The organism is Streptomyces sp. NPDC025793 (assembly GCF_055558375.1).
The window spans coordinates 42,313-60,723 of record NZ_JBVHMR010000009.1; the positions used below are offsets into that span (position 1 = coordinate 42,313).

General features: G+C 72.0%; 16 protein-coding genes and 2 pseudogenes. 8 read left to right on the top strand and 10 right to left on the bottom strand.

The window, feature by feature from the left end:
• Positions 1-112 precede the first annotated feature (112 nt).
• From ACZ4MF_RS19060 to pdxR, 5 genes are all read right to left on the bottom strand, one after another.
• A complete protein-coding gene (locus ACZ4MF_RS19060; RefSeq protein ID WP_467493132.1) occupies positions 113-1,657 on the bottom strand; it encodes an FMN-binding glutamate synthase family protein in 1,545 nt (514 codons plus the stop codon).
• A gap of 128 nt (positions 1,658-1,785) precedes the next feature.
• Entirely contained in the window at positions 1,786-3,312 is a 1,527-nt protein-coding gene (locus ACZ4MF_RS19065) for an FAD-dependent monooxygenase (RefSeq protein ID WP_467493133.1), read from the bottom strand.
• A 1-nt stretch (position 3,313) separates the two neighbouring features.
• Entirely contained in the window at positions 3,314-4,450 is a 1,137-nt protein-coding gene (locus tag ACZ4MF_RS19070; RefSeq protein ID WP_467493134.1) for a glycosyltransferase, read from the bottom strand.
• A gap of 282 nt (positions 4,451-4,732) precedes the next feature.
• Complete coding sequence (locus ACZ4MF_RS19075) at positions 4,733-6,289, bottom strand: FAD-dependent monooxygenase (RefSeq protein WP_467493135.1); 1,557 nt, start codon at positions 6,287-6,289, stop codon at positions 4,733-4,735.
• A gap of 520 nt (positions 6,290-6,809) precedes the next feature.
• On the bottom strand, positions 6,810-8,423 hold the full coding sequence (gene pdxR / locus ACZ4MF_RS19080) for a MocR-like pyridoxine biosynthesis transcription factor PdxR (protein ID WP_467493136.1): 1,614 nt from the start codon (positions 8,421-8,423) through the stop codon (positions 6,810-6,812).
• Between the two features lie 21 nt (positions 8,424-8,444).
• Between pdxR and ACZ4MF_RS19085 the strand changes: the two genes are divergently transcribed.
• Positions 8,445-9,413 carry a DMT family transporter gene (locus ACZ4MF_RS19085; RefSeq protein WP_467493137.1) on the top strand — a complete coding sequence of 323 codons (969 nt, stop codon included), beginning with the start codon at positions 8,445-8,447 and terminating at the stop codon, positions 9,411-9,413.
• A gap of 391 nt (positions 9,414-9,804) precedes the next feature.
• Here ACZ4MF_RS19085 and ACZ4MF_RS19090 read toward each other — a convergent pair whose 3' ends face one another.
• From ACZ4MF_RS19090 to ACZ4MF_RS19110, 5 genes are all read right to left on the bottom strand, one after another.
• Positions 9,805-9,975, bottom strand: coding sequence for a hypothetical protein (locus tag ACZ4MF_RS19090; RefSeq protein WP_467493138.1), 171 nt, complete (start codon positions 9,973-9,975; stop codon positions 9,805-9,807).
• 113 nt (positions 9,976-10,088) lie between these two features.
• Positions 10,089-10,433 (bottom strand): hypothetical protein, encoded by a 345-nt coding sequence (locus tag ACZ4MF_RS19095; protein ID WP_467493139.1) that lies wholly within the window; start codon positions 10,431-10,433, stop codon positions 10,089-10,091.
• A gap of 417 nt (positions 10,434-10,850) precedes the next feature.
• Positions 10,851-12,134, bottom strand: coding sequence for a phosphatase PAP2 family protein (locus ACZ4MF_RS19100; protein WP_467493140.1), 1,284 nt, complete (start codon positions 12,132-12,134; stop codon positions 10,851-10,853).
• Between the two features lie 186 nt (positions 12,135-12,320).
• Positions 12,321-12,701 (bottom strand): aromatic-ring hydroxylase C-terminal domain-containing protein, encoded by a 381-nt coding sequence (locus tag ACZ4MF_RS19105; RefSeq protein ID WP_467493336.1) that lies wholly within the window; start codon positions 12,699-12,701, stop codon positions 12,321-12,323.
• A gap of 48 nt (positions 12,702-12,749) precedes the next feature.
• Positions 12,750-13,355 (bottom strand): acyl-CoA-like ligand-binding transcription factor, encoded by a 606-nt coding sequence (locus ACZ4MF_RS19110; RefSeq protein WP_467493141.1) that lies wholly within the window; start codon positions 13,353-13,355, stop codon positions 12,750-12,752.
• Between the two features lie 327 nt (positions 13,356-13,682).
• Here ACZ4MF_RS19110 and ACZ4MF_RS19115 point away from each other — a divergent pair, with 327 nt between their 5' ends.
• From ACZ4MF_RS19115 to ACZ4MF_RS19145, 7 genes and pseudogenes are all read left to right on the top strand, one after another.
• A complete protein-coding gene (locus ACZ4MF_RS19115; RefSeq protein WP_467493142.1) occupies positions 13,683-14,474 on the top strand; it encodes a VOC family protein in 792 nt (263 codons plus the stop codon).
• Between the two features lie 24 nt (positions 14,475-14,498).
• Positions 14,499-14,765: pseudogene (locus tag ACZ4MF_RS19120) on the top strand (helicase associated domain-containing protein); the annotation flags it as partial.
• Positions 14,766-15,019: 254 nt separating this feature from the next.
• Positions 15,020-15,421, top strand: a pseudogene (locus ACZ4MF_RS19125) (cbb3-type cytochrome c oxidase subunit I); the annotation flags it as partial.
• Positions 15,422-15,424: 3 nt separating this feature from the next.
• Positions 15,425-15,778, top strand: coding sequence for a hypothetical protein (locus ACZ4MF_RS19130; protein ID WP_467493143.1), 354 nt, complete (start codon positions 15,425-15,427; stop codon positions 15,776-15,778).
• Between the two features lie 273 nt (positions 15,779-16,051).
• Entirely contained in the window at positions 16,052-16,819 is a 768-nt protein-coding gene (locus tag ACZ4MF_RS19135) for a dienelactone hydrolase family protein (protein WP_467493337.1), read from the top strand.
• A gap of 220 nt (positions 16,820-17,039) precedes the next feature.
• Complete coding sequence (locus tag ACZ4MF_RS19140; protein ID WP_467493144.1) at positions 17,040-17,777, top strand: hypothetical protein; 738 nt, start codon at positions 17,040-17,042, stop codon at positions 17,775-17,777.
• Between the two features lie 32 nt (positions 17,778-17,809).
• Complete coding sequence (locus ACZ4MF_RS19145) at positions 17,810-18,400, top strand: YdeI/OmpD-associated family protein (RefSeq protein WP_467493145.1); 591 nt, start codon at positions 17,810-17,812, stop codon at positions 18,398-18,400.
• The last annotated feature ends 11 nt before the right edge of the window (positions 18,401-18,411 follow it).

Below are 18,411 nucleotides of genomic sequence, written 5' to 3' on the forward strand. Positions count from 1 at the left end.
CCCCTCGCGTGCCGGCCTGCCTGCTGACACGCGAGGCGCCCGGCGGGTTCTCGCCGAGTGCGGGCCGACGACGCTCTCGCAGCCCGCCTGTTCATGGGCGGGTGAGGGTGCGTCAGACAGTCGGCTTCCGGACGGCGGTCGGCTTGGTGGTGAGCAGGGCCGTGATCTCGTCGGCGAGGTGCGGGCCGAGCTCTCCCCAACCGTCCTTGTAGCCGTAGACGCCGGCCAGGGTGCGGGCCTCGTAGTCACCGTTCATGATCTCGATGTCGTCGGCGGTGATGAGTGCCGGGTGGGCGACCCCGACGGCTGCCGAGACCTTGGTCAGCTCCTTGCGCAGGGTGCGCAGGTAGACAGCGGCCCGGGTGGCCTTCGAGGCCGGGTCGAGGCCGCGGGCCAGCCACTGGTTCTGCGTGGCGATGCCGGTGGGGCACTTGTCGGTGTGGCACTTCTGCGACTGGATGCAGCCGATGGACAGCATCGCCTCACGGGCCACGTTGACCATGTCGGCACCCAGAGCGAAGGCGACCGCGGCGTTCTCGGGCAGGCCGAGCTTGCCGGAGCCGATGAAGGTCAGGTCGTCGGTCAGACCCAGCTCGGCGAAGGCGCCGTAGACCCGGGAGAAGCCCATCCGGAACGGCAGCGACACCGAGTCGGTGAAGATCAGCGGCGCCGCCCCGGTGCCGCCCTCGCCGCCGTCGACGGTCACGAAGTCGACACCGCGGTCGCCACGCGCCATCAGCGCGGCCAGCTCCCGCCAGAAGCCCATCTCTCCGACCGCGCTCTTGACCCCGACCGGCAGACCGGTCTCGGCGGCGACCAGTTCGACGAAGTCGAGCATCGAGTCGACGTCGCTGAACGCGGTGTGCCGCGACGGGGAGGCGCAGTCCTTGCCGACCGGTATGCCGCGGATCCGGGCGATCTCCGGGGTCACCTTCGCGCCCGGCAGCATCCCGCCCAGCCCTGGCTTGGCCCCCTGCGAGAGCTTGATCTCTATCGCCCTGACCGGGGCGCCGGCGACCACGTCCTTGAGCTTGTCGAGGTTGAAGCTGCCGTCCTCGTTGCGGCAGCCGAAGTACGCCGTACCGATCTGGAGGACGAGGTCGCCGCCGTTACGGTGGTACGGCGACAGGCCGCCCTCGCCCGTGTTGTGCATCGTGCCCGCCAGCGCCGCCCCCTTGTTGAGCGCCGTGATGGCCGCGCCGGAGAGCGATCCGAAGCTCATCGCCGAGATGTTCACCACGCTCGCCGGCCGGAACGCCTTGGCACGCCCGCGCGGCCCGCCCAGCACCTTGGCCGAGGGCAACGGCGCCAGCGGGTCGTGCGCGTCGGGAAGAGTGCCGGCGAACGTGCGCTGCTTGAGGTAGGCGTGCCCCTGCACATGTTCGACGTCGACGTCGGTCCCGAAGCCGAAGTAGTTGTTCTCCTCCTTCGCCGACGCGTAGATCCAGGAACGCTGGTCACGGCTGAACGGCCGCTCCTCCTCGTTGGAGGTCACGATGTACTGCCGCAGCTCCGGCCCGATCGTCTCCAACAGGTACCGGGCGTGCCCGATCACCGGGAAGTTCCGGAGCAGCGCATGCCTCTTCTGGACAAGGTCGCGGGCAGCCAGAAGCGCCACCGCTGTCGCGGCGGCCGCGCCGATCCTCCGAGCCTGCATGACCGTTCCTCCTAGATGCACGACTCCATCGCCGTTCGGTGAAGTCGTTGTGTGATGTTAAGAGGGCGCGTGGACAGGCATGTGGTCAGGGGGTTGGTTCACGCTCGGGTCCAAGTACTCCAGGTCGGTCACTGCCCGGAGGCGGTCCTGGGGTGGGTGCACCATCGTCCCAGGTAGGCCGTCACCTCCTCGGGGCTTCGGGTCTGAAGGGCGATGTGCAGGTCGGGACGGACAAGTACCAGGGAATTGTCGGGTAGTTGGCGTGAGGCGTGTGTCGGGGACACCGCGCGGACGGTGACCGGCATGGGGCAGGAGGCCAGTGCCGGGGCGGGTGCGGGGCGTTCGCCGACCGAGAGCAGGGTCCAGTGCCGGTAGGAGAGCAGGGCGCGCAGGCGGTGTTCGCCACCGTCCGCCCAGACCTGCTGGTCGGGCATCCGGTCGCCGCCTCCGGGTGCCGAGAGCGGGCTTCCCCGGTGGTCCAGGTCCAGGTCGGCGAGTCGCCCGCGGATGCGGTCGGTCGCCCATCGGGTGCCCAGTACGTGACGGCCGACCAGCCGCATCGCCAGCAAGACCCGCCATGTGCCCGGCGATTCCAGCACGTCACGCCTGGTGCGACGCATCACCCGCAGGGCGGTGCGCCGTTGCTCGGCGGAGTAGGTGTCCAGCAGCTCGGGCGGGGCCCAGCCGCGTACCACACTGGCCAGTTTCCAGGCCAGGTTGTGCGCACCGCGCAGGCCGGTGTTCAGGCCGCGTCCGCCGATCGGCGCCCACAGGTGCGCGCTGTCCCCGGCCAGCAGGGCCCGTCCGGAGCGCAGCGTGCGGGCGAACCGGTCCTGGAACCGGGCCCGGTTGGTCCACTCCGGCAGTGTCGGTGTGAGCCATACGTCGGAGTCGTGAGCGGCCCGCATCAAGAGCTGCCGCATCTCCTCGACGGTCACCGGGGTGAGTGGTGTCGAGTCCGGTTCGCGGGTGAAGGCGAAGCAGCGGTAGCCGCCTCCGGGGCGGGGCGCGCAGCCGAGCGACAGGTCCTTGTCCAACAGGAGGTTGCGGTCCCCGTGGTACGGCAGCCGCCAGTCCACCTTCGCGTTGATCTGCGCGACCTGGAGGTGACGCCGCGGGCCGCCGTCGAACGGCACGCCGGTGGCCTTGCGCACCAGGCTGTGCGAGCCCTCGCAGCCGACCACCCAGGCACAGCGCAGCGTCCGCGGCCGGCCGTCCGCACAGCGGACCTCGACCTCGGCCGCGTCCTCGGCCACCCGGACCGCCGTCGCCTCGGTCGACCACTCGATCGAGCCGCCCACCTCTCCGAGCCGCTCCGCCAGCAGCCGCTCCACCGCGTCCTGCTCGATCGAGAGCGGGTTGGGCCAGCGGGTGCCGCTCGCGGTCAGGTCGAGGACTCCGACCGTCCGCCCCTGGACGATCAGCTCGGTCGAGTTGAGCGGCACTCCTTCCTCGACGAACCGCTCGGCGCAGCCGAGGTCGGCCAGCACTTCCATGGCCCGGTGCCAGACGATGCCGGCGCGGGCCTCGCGTTTGCAGCTGTCCTGCTTCTCCAGGACCCGTACCCGCAGCCCGTACAGACGCAGTCCCACCGCGAGGGCCAGGCCGGTCGGTCCGGCGCCGACGATCACGACGTCGCAGTCGTCCCGTTCCATCTCACGCTCCCCCGCTCGCGACCTTCTCCAGGTCGCTCACCGCCGCCTGGATCGGTGGGAGGCCGAGCATCCGCCGCTGGGCGTGCCGGGAGCGTGCGGCCACCTCGGGGTCGTTCAGCACCTGCCGGCACACCGCGGCCACCTCGTCCGGCGAGGGGACACGGCGGCCCAGACCCAGTTCCTGCACCCGGTCGGCGTTGGCGAGCTGGTCACCCAAGCCAGGCAGCACGGCCATCGGCACCCCCGCCCCGACCGCCTCCCTGACACTGTTGTACCCGCCGTGGGTGACGAGGAGTTGGGTGCAGCGCAGCAGCATCGGCTGCGGCACGCGGTCCACGAGGTGCACGTGGCCCGCCGTCTGCGGGCGCTCCACCGCAATGCCGCCGGTCGCCACCACCGCCTGGCAGTCGAGCGCCGCCAGACCGTCGACGACGGCGTCGAGCAGGGCCGGCACGTCCAGCACGTGGGGCGGGACGCTGGGCAGTACGGTCCCGATCGAAGCGAGCACCAGTGGCCGGTCGGCGGGGAGTTCGGCCACCCATGGCGGCAGTACGGCGCCGGGATCGATCTCGGAGGGTTGTCGGTAGCGGTAGGACCTGCCGGTCGGGTGGCGGGCGAAGGAGAACTCCGGGGGCATGCAGTCCAGCCGGCCGTGCCGGTGGATGGCGTCGGGGTCGTCCTCGGCCGGTAGTCCGAGCGCGGCGCGCCGCTGGTTGAGCTGCGGTTGCAGGGCCGCGGGGTTCAGGTGGTTGGCCGCTCCCGAGGGCGCGGCCAGGTGCGGCAGTCCGAGTGACTTCGCCACCAGGTATCCGGCGAACTCGCCGCCGTCCCGCACGACCAGGTCGGGTGCGAACGCGCGGGCCACGGGCAGCAGCGCACGGTAGCTGTCGATGAGGTGGGGTCCGGCGAACAGGTCGAACGCGCGGCGTTCGGGCGGTCCTTCGGCCTGCGGCGAGAAGGTGGTGTGCGGATCGGTCAGCGGTGGTTCCCGCTGCACCGGCGGGCTGTCGAACGGCCCGAGCAGATGGGCCGGGGCCGCGACGAGCACCTGGTGGCGCGCTGCCGCGAGCGCCGCGACCAGGGGCAGCACGGCATTCACGTGGGAGGACGATCCGGTGACGGTGACGAGGACACGCATGGCGACAACTCCTGCCGGTGATCGGTCGGTTCGGTGCGTGGCGGACCGGACTGGCGGACCGGACCGGGGGCACGCGGACGGGAGTGGGGGAACGGCGGCCGGGCCCGCTCACGGATGCGCCCGTTCAGCGGATGGCGGTGGCGGTTGCACGGCGCGGCAGCCCGTGGAGAACGTGCTGTTACGTTCCGGGTATTCGGGCGGGCAGCGCGGCTGCGGCATGGCTGCCGAGGGCGCCTGTGCCGCCGGGCCGACTCGGGCCGGCAATGCGGGCCGGGCCGAACGTCATCGCCGCTCCCCGCGCACGGTGTCCACCAGGGCACCGGGGTCGGCCGGCAACTCGGCGCCGTGCCAGGCGACATGGCCGTCGGGCCGGATCAGGGCGTACGGGCTGGCGTAGAGCGGGGCCCGGGTCAGCGCGAACGGGACCCGGCGAGCGCCGAAGGCGCGTGCCAGTGCGTCGAGCGCGGGCAGGTCGGGGCGGGGGTCGGAGGCGACCAGGTGGAAGCCGTGACCGAACAGGTCCAGGCTGGAGGCCCCGTACCCCAGCCGGACGTGCGGGGCCCGGCCGCCGGCCACGAGGTCGGCGCACCAGTCGTACGCGGTGCGGCCGTCCGGAACGATCACCGGGGAGGCGTAGCGGTAGCCGAAGTGCATGTCCGGGGCCTCGAACTCGCGCCGTACACCGCTGCGTTCGATGGCCCGGGCGAGGCGCGTCCGCGCCGTGGCGCCCTGGGCGGTGTCGAGCAGGATCTCCGTGGGCAGGCGGCGGTCGAGGGTGCGGCGTAGGTTGCCGTCGGCCTCGGTCAGGCTGAGTTCGGCCACGGGGCGGCGCTCCTGCTCGTAGGAGCCGAGCAGTGCGGGACCTGCCCAGCCGGCGAGTTCTGCGGCCAGCTTCCAGCCGAGGTCGGCCGCGTCCGCGATGCCGGTGTTCATCCCGAAACCGCCGGAGGGCGACAGTGTGTGGGCGGCGTCCCCGGCCAGCAGCACCCGGCCGTGGCGGTAGCGTTCGGCGACCCGGTGGGTCAGGTGCCAGACGTTGTCCGAGAGCACCTCGATGGGCGTCTTCAGGGCGATCGCCGACCGGATGGCCCGGATGGGGTCGGCCGAGGTGCGGTGGCCGACGGTCAGCCGGTACAGGTCCCTGCCGTTCATCGCCCGCAGCGGGTAGCGCAGGTCCGGGGGCTGGGTCAGGAAGTACACCAGGGCGCCGTCGGGGCCGAGTTGCTCGCGGAGCCGAGGAGCCCGGAAGAGTATGTTGCGGAAGACCCGTGTCGGGCGCCGGGGCGGTGCCGCGATCCGCAGGGCGGTGCGCACACGGGAGGCGGCGCCGTCACAGCCGACGAGGTATCGGGCCCCGACGTCGAGGCGGCTGCCGTCCGCCAGGTCGGTCACGGTGGCGAGGACCTGGTCGTCGTCCTGGACGAAGGAGTCCAGCCGGCACTCGCGCCGCAGTGCCTCGGGTCCCACCGCCTCGGCGAGGAGCGGGAGCAGCCAGTGCTGCGGGCAGACCTGCTCGGGTTCCGGGGTGTAGGGCAGGGCCGGACGGGTGTCGGTGGTGCCGAAGCCGAGACGATGGATCTCGTGCCCACCGACCGCTGTCACCCAGGCGATGTCGAGCGAGTGGTCACCGGGCCAGCCGGTCCTGCGAATCCGCTCCGCCAGGCCCCAGCGGCGCATCAGCTCCATGGACCGGGGACCGACGGTGCCGACTCCGGGATGGCGTACCCGGCCGTCGGTGGTTTCGAGGACCAGGCACGACACCCCCCGGGAGCGCAGGTCCAGGGCGAGCGCCAGCCCGACCGGCCCGCCACCGATGATCAGTACTTCGGTCTCGTTCACAGTGCCTCCGCGTCCCCGAGGAGCCAGTCAGCATGAAGGGCCGTGGACTCCGCTGTGTTCAGGGGCAGTTGCTCACAGTTCGTGGTGCGCGCAGGAGAGGTCACCACATCGCATCGATCGCGGCATTCATCAGTCGGGGGGCGGCACAGCCAGCTGTACGGACTCTCGGAAAAGTACTGCACCACAGGCTGATCCAAGAGCGGACCGACCTGCCGAACAGTTGCAGGAAGGTGCGACCGGCGCAGTCACCTGATCGTTCACGCCGTCCGCGGCGGCCGAGCGCGCGGGCGCACCGTACCGGGACGCCCGGCTGCCCCGGCGACGGCGAACCGGCCGGAAGCGACGCGGCCGAGCCGGGGACCGGCTGGGCCGCCTTCGGCCGCACCCGCCCGCCGCCCGGGCTTCTACGGGCCCACCGACTTCGGCGAGTTGTCCACCCGGCACACCGGTAGCCCGCCCGGGTCACCGTCGGCGGTGCCGGCGTGGACGTCGCCACGCACTCCCGGCGCGTGCACCGGGCTCAGCCGCGCAGACCCCTCAGCGCGGAACCGATGACGGCGATGCCCTCGTCGAGCTCGTGCGCGGGGCCCGCCGCGTAGCCGAGGACGAGGCCCGGCGGACCGGGGGTGATCCGGTGCCAGGACAGTGGGTGCGCCTTCACCCCTTGGGCGAGAGCCGCCGCCGCGAGGTCCGTGTCCCGGAGGCCGTCACGGGCACCGCCCGGTGGGTTGCCGAAGGTGACCGTCAGGTGCAGGCCGGCGGCCGCACCGTGGACATGGGCGCCGGGCAGGTGCCTCTCGATCGCCCGCAGCATCGCGTCCCGGCGTCGGCGGTGGCGTTGCCGGACATGGCGCAGGTGCCGTTCCAGCTCACCCGAGTCCATCAGGCGCGCCAGGACGAGCTGGGTCAGGATGCCGTTGCCGAGGTCGGCGTAGCGTTTGGCCGCCACGAGCGCGTCCAGCCTGTTCTGCGGTACGAGCAGCCAGCCCACGCGGAGCGCCGGGGCGAGCAGTTTGGACACACTGCCCGCGTAACACACGCCTTCGGGCATCAGCGAGCGCAGCGCCGGCACCGGCGGCCGGTCGTAGCGGTGTTCGGCGTCGTAGTCGTCCTCGATGACCGTACCGCCGCCGGCCGCCCAGCTCAGCAGCTCGCGACGGCGTTCGCCGTCGAGGACGACACCGGTCGGGAACTGGTGGGCCGGGGTCAGCAGCACCGCCCGCGCGCCGCCGGCACGCAGCGCCGCGACGTCGAGGCCGGCCGCGTCCACGGGAACGGGCACGATCTCGTGGCCGCCGTACTCCAACTGCTGGCGCGCGCCGAGCGAACCGGGATCCTCGACGGCGATGCGCCGTATTCCGTCCGCCGCGAGGATCTGCCCGAGCAGGCCGAGTGCCTGCGCCACGCCCGCGACCACCACGACCTCGTCCGGGTCGGCGCGGATGCCCCGGTTGCGCGCCAGCCAGCCGACGACGGCCGTGCGGAGCGCGGGGGCGCCCCGGGGGTCGCCGTAGCCGAAGTCGGCCGGGGTGGCACCCGCGAGGACGGCGCGTTCGGCGCGCAGCCAGCTCGTGCGGGGGAATGCGGCGAGGTCAGGGACGCCCGGGGAGAGGTCGATACGGCTCGGCAGGGCTCGCAGTGCGTCGACGACGCCCTCGCGGTCACCCGAGCCGAAGAGCACGGCCCCCGGCCCCGACGGGGCCGCGCCGCGGACGCGGTCCCGGTCGCGGGGCATGGCCGTGGCGGGGACGCGGGGTGCGGCGGGCGCCGCGACGACCACCGTGCCCAGCCGGCCGCGGCCGGCGATCTGTCCCGACTCGGCGAGCCGCCGGTACGCCTCTGTGACCACGCCGCGGGTGACACGCAGTTCCTCGGCGAGCACCCGGCTGGCGGGCAGCCGTGCGCCGACCGGCAGCCTGCCGTCGGCGATGGCCGACCGCAGCCGGTCGGCCAGCCAGGCCGTACGCCCGCCGGGCGGCGCCTGGCCGATGTCCAGCTGGAGGAAGTCCGAGCCGACACCCGCCCCGGCGGCCGACGCGGCGTCCGCCGACGCCTCCGCTCCTGCACTCGTGGCCGGGTGCGAGGTTTTGGACCCCCGTACCGATGGCTCTGTGGACCTGCTCATGACGTCCATTGTGGAGGCAGCCTGGACGCCATGAAGACACCTTCCGCTTCCTTCGCCCAGCTCTTGCCGGGCATGGTGGGGATGGCGCTGGTCGGCAGCAGCGTGACCGTCTCGCACACGCTCGTCGACGCCCCGCTGTTCACCACCCAGGCCGTCCGGTACGCCGCCGCGACCGCGATCCTCCTGGTCATGGCCCGGCTCGCCGGTGCGCGCCTGCTCCGGCCGCGCGGCCGCGAGTGGCTGTGGCTGGCCGGGATCGCCGTCACCGGGCTGGTCCTGTTCAACGTGGCCGTGGTCCGGGGCGTCGCCCATGCGGAACCCGCGGTGATCGCCGTCGCGGTCGCCTGCGTGCCGGTGGTCCTCGGTGTGGCGGGCCCGTTCCTGGAACGGCGCAGGCCGAGCCGGCAGGTCCTGTGGGCGGCGCCCGTCGTCATGGCGGGCGCGGTGCTGGTCGAGGGCACCGGCCGCACCGATGCCGTCGGAGTGGCCTGGGCGGTGCTGGCCCTGGGCTGCGAGGCCGCGTTCACGCTGTGCGCCGTGCCTGTGCTCCGTCGGCACTCGCCGTGGGGTGTGTCCGTGCACGCGATATGGCTGGCTGCCGTGATGCTGGCCGCCCTCGGCGTGACGCGGGAAGGGCCGTCGGCCGTGGGCGAGTTGACCGGGTCTCAGTGGGCGGCGGTCGGATATCTGGCGTTGCTGGTGACGGCGGTCGCCTTCGTCCTGTGGTACTCGACGGTCCGCGCCGCGGGTTCCGGGCGAGCCGGGCTGCTCACCGGCATCGCACCACTCGCCGCGGCCGTCGTCGGCGCCGTCACGGGCAGCGGCACGCCGAGTCCGTCGGTATGGCTGGGCATCGCCGTCCTGATCCTCGGCCTGATCGGCGGCCTGCGCCCGCGCGACGTCCCCACCGCAGAGGCCACTGGCCCGAGCCCTTCGGCCACGGCCGGTCCCCCTCCCCCGTCCGCTCGCCGCCGACGGTCAACTCCCGCACGCCGGTGACGATTTCCCGCGCATACGCCGCCGACGGCCGGGGCGCCCACGCGTCGCGTCCCGTCGCCGGCCGCGGCGGACAGCCTCAAGCGGGTGACGAACGGTGACGAACAAGGACGTGCCGCAAGACGACACCCACCGGCAGATCGTGCCGATCAGCGACACCGTTACGCCGCCCTGTCCAGCCCTGGACCACGACGGCGCACGACGGCACAGGCCGGGCTCGTCCGCTGACTCGGGACCCGGTGCGGGGCCGACGGCGGGCCGGAGGGTGGTGGAAAAAGGCGGAGGAGGCCGTCGTGAGCGGTCGGCCGGGTCACTCCCCGGACACCCCCCCCCGGCAACTCATCCGGGGCCGGGCCCTCAGGGCATGCTCAGGAGCGCGGCAGGCAGTGGCCGCTCATGCCGCCCAGCCGCGCAGCGCGCTGAAGTCGACGGCCCGGTCCGCCTCCCGGTGAATCTGCACGCTCACGCGGTTGACCTCGGTGGGGACGTCACCCAACTCCTCGACGAGGCGGGCGTAGATGGGGGTCTCGCTCAGCATCCAGTTGGCGCCGTCCTGATGGTTCATGCTGCAACACTCTCCCCGTTGGCCGACAAGGGCAGTCAGTGTACGGGGTACTCCGAGGCACGTTCCGCGGTGGTGTGCGTCGAGGAGTCGACGCCCCCGGCTCCTGCGGCAGGTCAGCCACCCGGCCGGAATCGGAGCGCCGACCAGGTGTCGTCGATGGCGATCTGTCGCACGGGGCGCACGCCTTGCTCGGACAGGGCGGCGGCCAGGGTGTCGCGGTTCAGATCCGTTCCGAGCCTGCCGCCCTTCGGGTAGGCCACCCAGGCGAGGGCATCGCGCCGGGCGGCGCCGAGCGCGGCCTGCGCCCCCGCCCCGGGAAGGTCGCCGGCGGTGGTGACGAAGGCGAGCACGGCATCGGCGGAGGCCACGTCACCCGTGGACTCGAACTCCAGCTGGACGTCGTCCGGCTTGCCCAGCACGACGACGCTCTGACCAGGCTTGATTTGCAGCTTGCTCATGACGGACACCCTTCCGATCCTGCCATCCGGGGTACGGCGCCGCGCGCCAGGGGTTGCCCTGACACCGGATTCTGGCATCTGCGCGCGGAGGGCTCCCCCGGCATCGGCCGCTCGGGAGCAGGCGCGGCTCCGGTCCCCCCGCTCCACACACGGCTGTCGCCGGGGCGCATTCCGACTTCGACCACCCCGAGTCGGCCCGTCCGCCGCTGAGCCTCGCGGCGTTGTCGCGGTGACCACTCGGGAGCGGAAGGGGAATTCCCGGACGCGCTCATGGTCGCCGTGGGGGGGACGTCTGCATCCAACGCGATCGTCGGCGCTGCCCCGTTGCTCTACCTACTGACGCACCGGCTGAAGCCCCCGTGGCTGAGGGAAGGAGCGGCACCGCCCTGCGGTGCCGACCTGCGGTGCCGACCTGCGTCAGACCGGTTCGGGTTGCGGTTCCGGTGTGCGCACCGGGGCGGTCGTCGGCTCCCACTGTCTGGTGGTCCGCAGGTAACCGACGATCACGGAACTCATCGCCGCGATGAGCAGCGGTCCGAACAGCCACGGGTGCTCGGCCATCTTCGTGGGCAGATAGCGGTACGACGCCAGGAGCACGGCGAAGACGGTCGCCCCGTAGGCGACGAGCCGGCTCCCCGTCCGGTCCCAGCCGCGTGCGAACGCGCGCAGGGCCGCCTCGACCGTGAGCGCGAACACCGCGCCGGCGACGAGATCCACGCCGTAGTGGTAGCCGAATCCCAGCGTTGCGCCGAGCGTGGCGACGAGCCAGAAGGTGCCCGCGTATCGCAGAATTCGCGGGCCCTTGCGGGAATGCAGGAAAATCGTGGTGGCCCATGCCGTGTGCAGGCTGGGCATGCAGTTGCGCGGGGTGATCTCGTCGAACGGTATGGGGTGCGGGGCGTTGATCGGCGGCGGTGTGTCGGGCCACAGGTTGGCCACCGCCCAGTTCCCGCCCTCGGCGCCGTACGCGAAGACCGGCCCGACCACCGGGAAGAGCATGTAGACGGCCGGCCCGAGGAGACCGATGACCAGAAAGGTCCGCACGAGATGATGGCGCGGGAATCGGCGCTCGGCGGCCACATTCCGCAGTTGGTACATCGCGACGACGACCGCGGCCACCGCGAGCTGGATGTAGACGTAGTCGAGAATGTGAGCACCGATCGGACCGGTGGCCCTGACGATCCGGCCCGCCACCCACGACGGGTTGCCCAGCGCGTGATCGGCGGTCGCCGCGTACTGGTCGAACACCGCCGGGCGGGTCTTCGAGGTGACGAGGAGCCAGGCGTCACCGGTCTTGCGGCCGGCCACCAGCAGCAGTCCCAGGCCGACGCCCTTCAGCAGCAGGACGCGTTCGCGTCCGGTACGGCGTGTGACGGCGATGACCGCATGGCCCAGAATCACCCACAACGCCCCGTTTCCGAAAGGATGGCCGTCGGTGATCCTGACGTCGGCCGCCCAGCGCACCACCAGGATCACGACGTCGATACCGACCGCGACACCGAGCGCGACGAACCGCTGCCGCCAGGTGAGCACCACCATCGTCAACGCCAGACTGGCGTAGAGCAGAAACCCTGATTTCGGCGGGAATATCACCTCTTCCACCTGATTGGTGATCGGTCCCGGCAGGCCGTAGTGACGCGCGGCGATCTCCAGCGAGACGAGGAACCCGAGGGCCACCGCACCCGCCACGGCCCACAGCATCCCCCGCGGTCGGCGCCGATCAACGAACCTTGTCCTGCTGTCTATTCGCGAAAGCACTCGCGATGTTCTGGATATCAATTATCTGGCCGATGTGTGAGTTGTCGATCAATAGGTCACTCGTCGCGCCGGGCGGCATGGCTTTCCGACGAGCGGCCGGCGAAGAGGTCACCTTCGCCGTGAGTTCGATCATGTTATCCGAGCGGTGCGGGTGGATTCCGTGAGCACCGGTTCGCACCACGTTTCCAGCGCTTCGTGCAGGCCGTCGCCCGTGGTGCCCTGCCAGGCGACGCAGCAGTCGGGGCGGAGCAGCAGGGCCGTTTCGAGGTGGGGGAGGGTCGCCGTGCCGACGTGCGGCGCCCAGTGGCCCGCGTCGAAGGTGCCGGTGAGGTCCAGGAGGACCACATGGCCGACGAGGCCGTTCGCGCGGTGCTCGCCGGACGGTTCGGTGCGGCATTCCGGGACCAGGGGAGTGCGCCGGCCGGGGCCAGCTCGCAGGCGAGCATCAGACCGTTCGGCCCGGCGCCCGCGACAACGACGTCGATCACGGACAAGTTCCTTTACGGGCAGGGGACATCGGCCCGAGCACCTGCCGGGCTTTCCATCCGCAGTGGCTTGTCAGGGGGTGGGCAGGCCCGCCGTGAGCTGTGCGAGGGCGTCCGCGAGCAACTGCCCGACGGGGACCGGCGGATCGGTGCGGAGATGATGGGCCGTGGCGGTGTTCGTCGCGGCCATGACCGCGGACGCGACGAGGTGCGGGTACAGGTCCCGCTTCGGGTCGGTGCCGGTGCGGTCGGCCACGGCCGCGGCGATCTCGGCTTCGGCGACGGCCCCGGCGCGCAGCATCTCGCCTCGCAGTGCCGGTTCCGCGAGCATCATGCGCACGCCCGCCGTCCACTGCACGGCGTCGGCGGCGGGGTGCTCGGCGGCAGCCCTGTCGGGCGCGAACTGTGCCAGCACCGCGCGGGTGAGGGCGTCCCACAGCGGTTCCTCCGGACTTTCGCGCAGCACGTCCGCCACGCGCAGGCAGCGGTCGAGGTGGCGGGCGACGATCGCCTCACCCTTGCCGGAGAAGTAGTTGTTGAACGTGCGAGGCGAGACCCCGGCGGCCTCGGCGATGTCCTCGACCTTGACGTTGTCGAGCCCACGCTCGACGGTCAGCCGCAGCGCAGCCCCACTGAGCGCGGCGCGCGTCTCGGCCTTCTTCCGCTCTCGCAACCCCATGGAACGACGATAGCCAGAGATGCGCGCCACGCAAAGATACGTGTCACGCAAAGATACGTTGCCTTGCAAGGATGCGGGACGCGCGAGATCGGGCTTGGGAGAAGGTCCGCATCGTGCGACGGACCGGCGCGTCAACGCCCGCGCGCATCGTTGCCGCGAACGGGCGACGTAGCCCTGCCGTCGGACGGGAAGTCATTTCGCGCGACTGTTCCACGGCCGGACATCAGCAGCGGACCTCCGGTCGCGGGCGGTGTCTCAGGCGGCGGGTCGCGGTCCGACGTACGGGTGCCGACCAGGCACCCCAGCAGAGAGAGTGGGGAGTGGCACATGCCCGAAGTCACCATTGCCTACCCGACCGGCGCCCCGTGCTGGGTCGATCTGATGCCGAAGGATCAGTTGGCGGCGCTGGACTTCTACTGCGACCTGTTCGGCTGGCAGGGACAGGCGGGGCTGGCCGAGTCCGGCGGATACGCGGTCTGCGAGCTGGGCGGCAAGGCCGTGGCCGGCATCGCCCCCACCCCTCCCCCGGCCTCGGCCACTGAGGGGACCTCGGCTCAACGCGCCATGTGGATCAGCTACTTGGCCACCGCCGACGCTGAGGCCACCCAGGACGCGATCACCGCCGCCGGTGGCACCCTGCTCATCCCGGTGATGGACGGCGGCGCGCTCGGCCGGATGCTGCTCGCCCGTGACCCGCAGGGCGCGGTGTTCGGGGTCTGGCAGCCCGGCGAGTTCTCGGGCGCACAGGTGGTCGACGAGTCCGGCGCGCTCGTCTGGAACGAGCTGCACACCGACGACGTCCACGCTGCCACGCGCTTCTACCAAGAGGTGTTCGGCACCGGCGTCGAACGGACGCCGGGGACCAACTCGCGCTGGGCCCTCCAGGCCGGCGGGCGGACCATCGGCGGCGTCACCCTGCTCGCCGACGACCCGCCGGACACCCCGGCACACTGGCTGACCTACTTCGCCGTCGACGACGTCGACTCCACCGTGGACGCCCTGGTCAAGCGCGACGGCACCGTCCGCACCGCGCCCTTCGACACGACCGCCGGCCGGATGAGCGTGGTCCGCGACCCGCAGGGCGCCCTGCTGGCCCTGCTCAAGCCGCCCACGCCGTAGCCGGCCCGGCGCCGCCTTTATGTCATGCACCGCCCATCGGCTCCGCGGCGACCGGCGCACTTCGACACCGCGTGGGAGGAAGGCCTGGCAGCGGCCCGGGGGTGGGCCGCCGACAACGGGCACCTCCTGGCTCCGCGGGACGCCACCCACCAGGGCTGCAAGGTCGGCATCTGGCTGAAGAACCAGTGGGCCGCCGCACGCAGGGCACGGCAGGACGTGCAACTCGGCGCCGACGGAGCCCGATTGACATCGACGGCCGGCGCGCTGTCGATGTCACGTCGCGAGCAGCTCGATGACATCGACCCCTCCTGGTGCCCCGCCTGGCCGGTGGAATGGCAACGCTGCTTCCATCTCACCCGCCGGCATCTCGAAGCCGGCGGCGAACTGCCGACCGCTCCCGGCCTGGTCCTGCTGCAGGGCGAAGACCTCGGGCGATGGGTGCGCGCGCAGCGGCTCGGCTTCGACAGGCTGAGCGCCGTACAGCAGTGGATGTGCGCACACGTCCTCGACATCGAGCCCGCCGTCGAGGACGAGAAGCCCGCGCCGAGCGCCTCGGCAAGATCACCTTCTGGACGCTCACGGTCGGCTTCCACACCACCTTCCTGGTCCAGCACTGGCTGGGCGCCGCGGGCATGCCCCGCCGTTACGCCGACTACCTGGCCGCCGACGGCTTCACCGCCCTCAACACCGTCTCCACGATCGGGTCGTTCCTGCTCGGTCTGTCGATCCTGCCGTTCTTCTACAACATCTGGAAGGCAGCGAAGTACGGCAAGCCGGTGGAAGTCGACGACCCCTGGGGCTACGGGCGTTCGCTGGAGTGGGCCACCTCCTGCCCTCCCCCGCGGCACAACTTCGTCTCACTCCCCCGTATCCGCTCCAAGTCCCCGGCCTTCGACCTGCATCACCCGGAGATCGCCGCACTCGAACTCGACGGGTCGGCGAGGTAGACCATGCCGCAGGCCGTTCTCGCCCTGGGCGCCACGACCGTGACCGCCTCCGGCTGCGTCTGGTACCTGCCGGCCCTCGCCGACCTGCGTGCGGGAGCCGACCGGCCCGTCTCCCGGCGCAGGGCGGCCGCGGCCTGCGTCAGCGGCTGGAGCACCGGCGGCGTGATCGCCGTCCTGCTGCTCCTGGCCGAGGCGTGGTGGATCCCCTGCGCCGCGGCCGCCACGGGCATGCTGCTCACGGCCGGCCTGTGGCTCGGTGCGGCGGTGGCACGGCGGACCGAGTCGCGCGAAACCGCCCGCCACTGGGGCGAGTTGAGCCCCGTCCGCCCCTCGCCCCCGCCCGACCGCTCCCGGTAGGGGTGTGACCGAGACGCGCGCCAAAGGGGCAACGGGATGATCTTGAAGCCCTGAGTGCCCGCCGGCCGTCACCCATACGGCTCAGTGTCGTTGGTGGTGACGTTGGGCGTCGTATGGGGCCTGGGGTGGGTTGTGACATCGATCGAACGGACCGCGTATCCGCGGTTCAAGCGGCTGATCGCCGCGCACGAGCTGCAGAGGGATACCCGCGCTGTTCTGCGAGCGGCAGAACACCAGCTGGACCGGGCTCGACGATCATTACAGTCCAGTCTCGTGACGACGATGACGACGCGCACGGTCGAGTATCCGGCCGACGGTTTGACGATGATCGGGCACCTCGCGCTCCCGGCCGGTGTCGACCGCCGGCCCGCGGTGCTGCTCGGACCAGAGGGCATGGGGCTCAGCGACGTCGAGCGCCGCCGGGCCGATGCTCTCGCCGAACTGGGATATGTAGCGCTGGCCTTCGACCTTCACGGCGGGCGCTATTTGGGCGACCCCGAGGAGATGCTGGCCCGTTGCCTGCCGCTGCTCGCTGATCCCGACCGGATGCGGGGCATCGGCCATGCGGCGCTCGACGTGTTGCGCACCGAACCGCGGACCGACCCCGACCGGATCGCCGCCGTCGGCTACGGCACCGGGGGCGCCGTCGGGCTGGAACTCGGGCGCGGCGGCGTCAGCCTGCGTGCGATCGGGACAGTCAACGCACTGACCACGGGCCGACCGGGCGAGGCGGCGCGCATTCGCTGCCCGGTGTGGGCCGGGGTCGGGTCGGAAGACCCGATCATGCCGCCCGCGCGACGGAACGCGTTCACCGCTGAGATGCAGGCTGCGGGCGTCGACTGGCGCCTCGCGGTCTACGGCGGCGCCTTGCACGCCTTCCACCACCCGCCGGTCGGCCACCCCATGGTCCCCGGCGTCGGCTATCACCCACGGCACGCGCAGCGAGCCTGGCGCGACGTCGTCGACCTGCTCGCCGAGTGCCTGCCCGTGACGGAGGATCTGGGGCATGACCCAGGCAAGCATGCCGGCCCCGGGCACTGACAGTCCCCTCCCCTCAAGTCCGCACAGCAGAACCGCATTCGGGCGGATGCTCAATCGCGGAAACGCGTTCGCAACTGCCGCAGCAAATGCCGGATTTACTGCGGCAGAGCCCCTACCGCGATCACCGCGACCTGCGGCGGGCCAATCCGGCCGCCGGGGCGAGGAGTACGCATTTACCGCGGCAGTTCCAGGAAGGCGGGGCGACGTGACGATCGAACCGGTGACCGAGCTCGGGAGCGGGGGCGCGCCTCGGTTGCCGCGCGCTCGGGTCGTACCTCTGTCCGTCCCGCCGTCGTCGTACACCGCGGCGGTCGAGCGGTACCTCACCGGCGCGGGCTCGCGAAGTCCTCCGCGGATGTACCGGATCTCGCTCACGACATGGGGGGATGCTCGCCGGCGAACCGGCGCCGCCGGACCCGCCCGCGGGGGCGCGAAGCCCCCCGTCTTCCCCGTCGCCGCGATCGACGGCCCGGCACTGCCGGAGGTGCTGGCCGAACTGGCGGCGGCGCGGGCGGACGAGATGGACGCTGACACCGTCGACCGGGAACTGTCCATCGCACGCAAGGCGATCGGCTGGTGGCAGCGCCAGGGCTGGATCGACGGCGACCCGACGATCGGCATCGAGCGGCGGCCGGCACCGCCCGACCGCACCAAGGCCCTCGCGGAGAACCAGATCGCCGCCCTGTGGCACCTCGGCGTCGCGCTGACGCTCGACGTGTGCCCGGAGACCGGCCGTGCCCGGCTCTCCTGCCGCCGCGCTGAGGAGATCTTCGAGGAGAACACCCGGCTGCCGGCAAACCCCCTCGCCTCACCCGACGACATCAAGGACCTGAAGATCATCCCGTTGCCCCTTTGTCGCGTATCTCGGTCACACCCCCGGTACGTCGTGGCCGTCCTCTTCGGCACCGGCCTGGTGGCCGCCACCGTGGCCGCGGTCCTCAGGGTGCCGGGTGGTTGACCCGGTCCCGGCCGTGGCCTTTCATGGCGGACATGGCTGAGGGATCACGCAAAGCGGCGGATCCGGTCCTCTTCTTCGCCACGCAGGAGGAGTGGGAGCGGTGGCTGGAGGAGCACCACGCGGACGTGTCGGGCATCTGGTTCAAGGTTCCCAGGAACGGCTCCGGGGCCGACGGCGTCGACTACGCGACGGCGCTGGAGTCGGCGCTCTGCTTCGGCTGGATCGACGGGCAGAAGAGGAAGCTGGACGAACGGCACTGGCTCCAGCGCTTCACCCCGCGGCGCCAGGGCAGTAGGTGGTCGCAGATCAACCGTGCCAAGGCGACCGCTCTGATCGAGCGGGGCCGGATGCGGCCCGCCGGTCTGCGTGAGGTGGAGCGGGCCAGGGCGGACGGCCGCTGGGAGGCGGCGTACGCGGCGCAGAGCAGGGCGACGGTGCCCGACGACCTCCGGGCCGCCCTGGACGCGGTGCCGGCGGCCCGCGCCTTCTTCGCCACTCTGGACAGCCACAACCGGTACGCGATCCTGCACCGGGTCGAGGCCGCCAGGAAGCCGGAGACCAGGGCCGCCCGCATCGCGAAGTTCGTCGCCATGCTGGCCGAGGAGAAGAAAATCCACCCCTGAGCCTGCCGAGG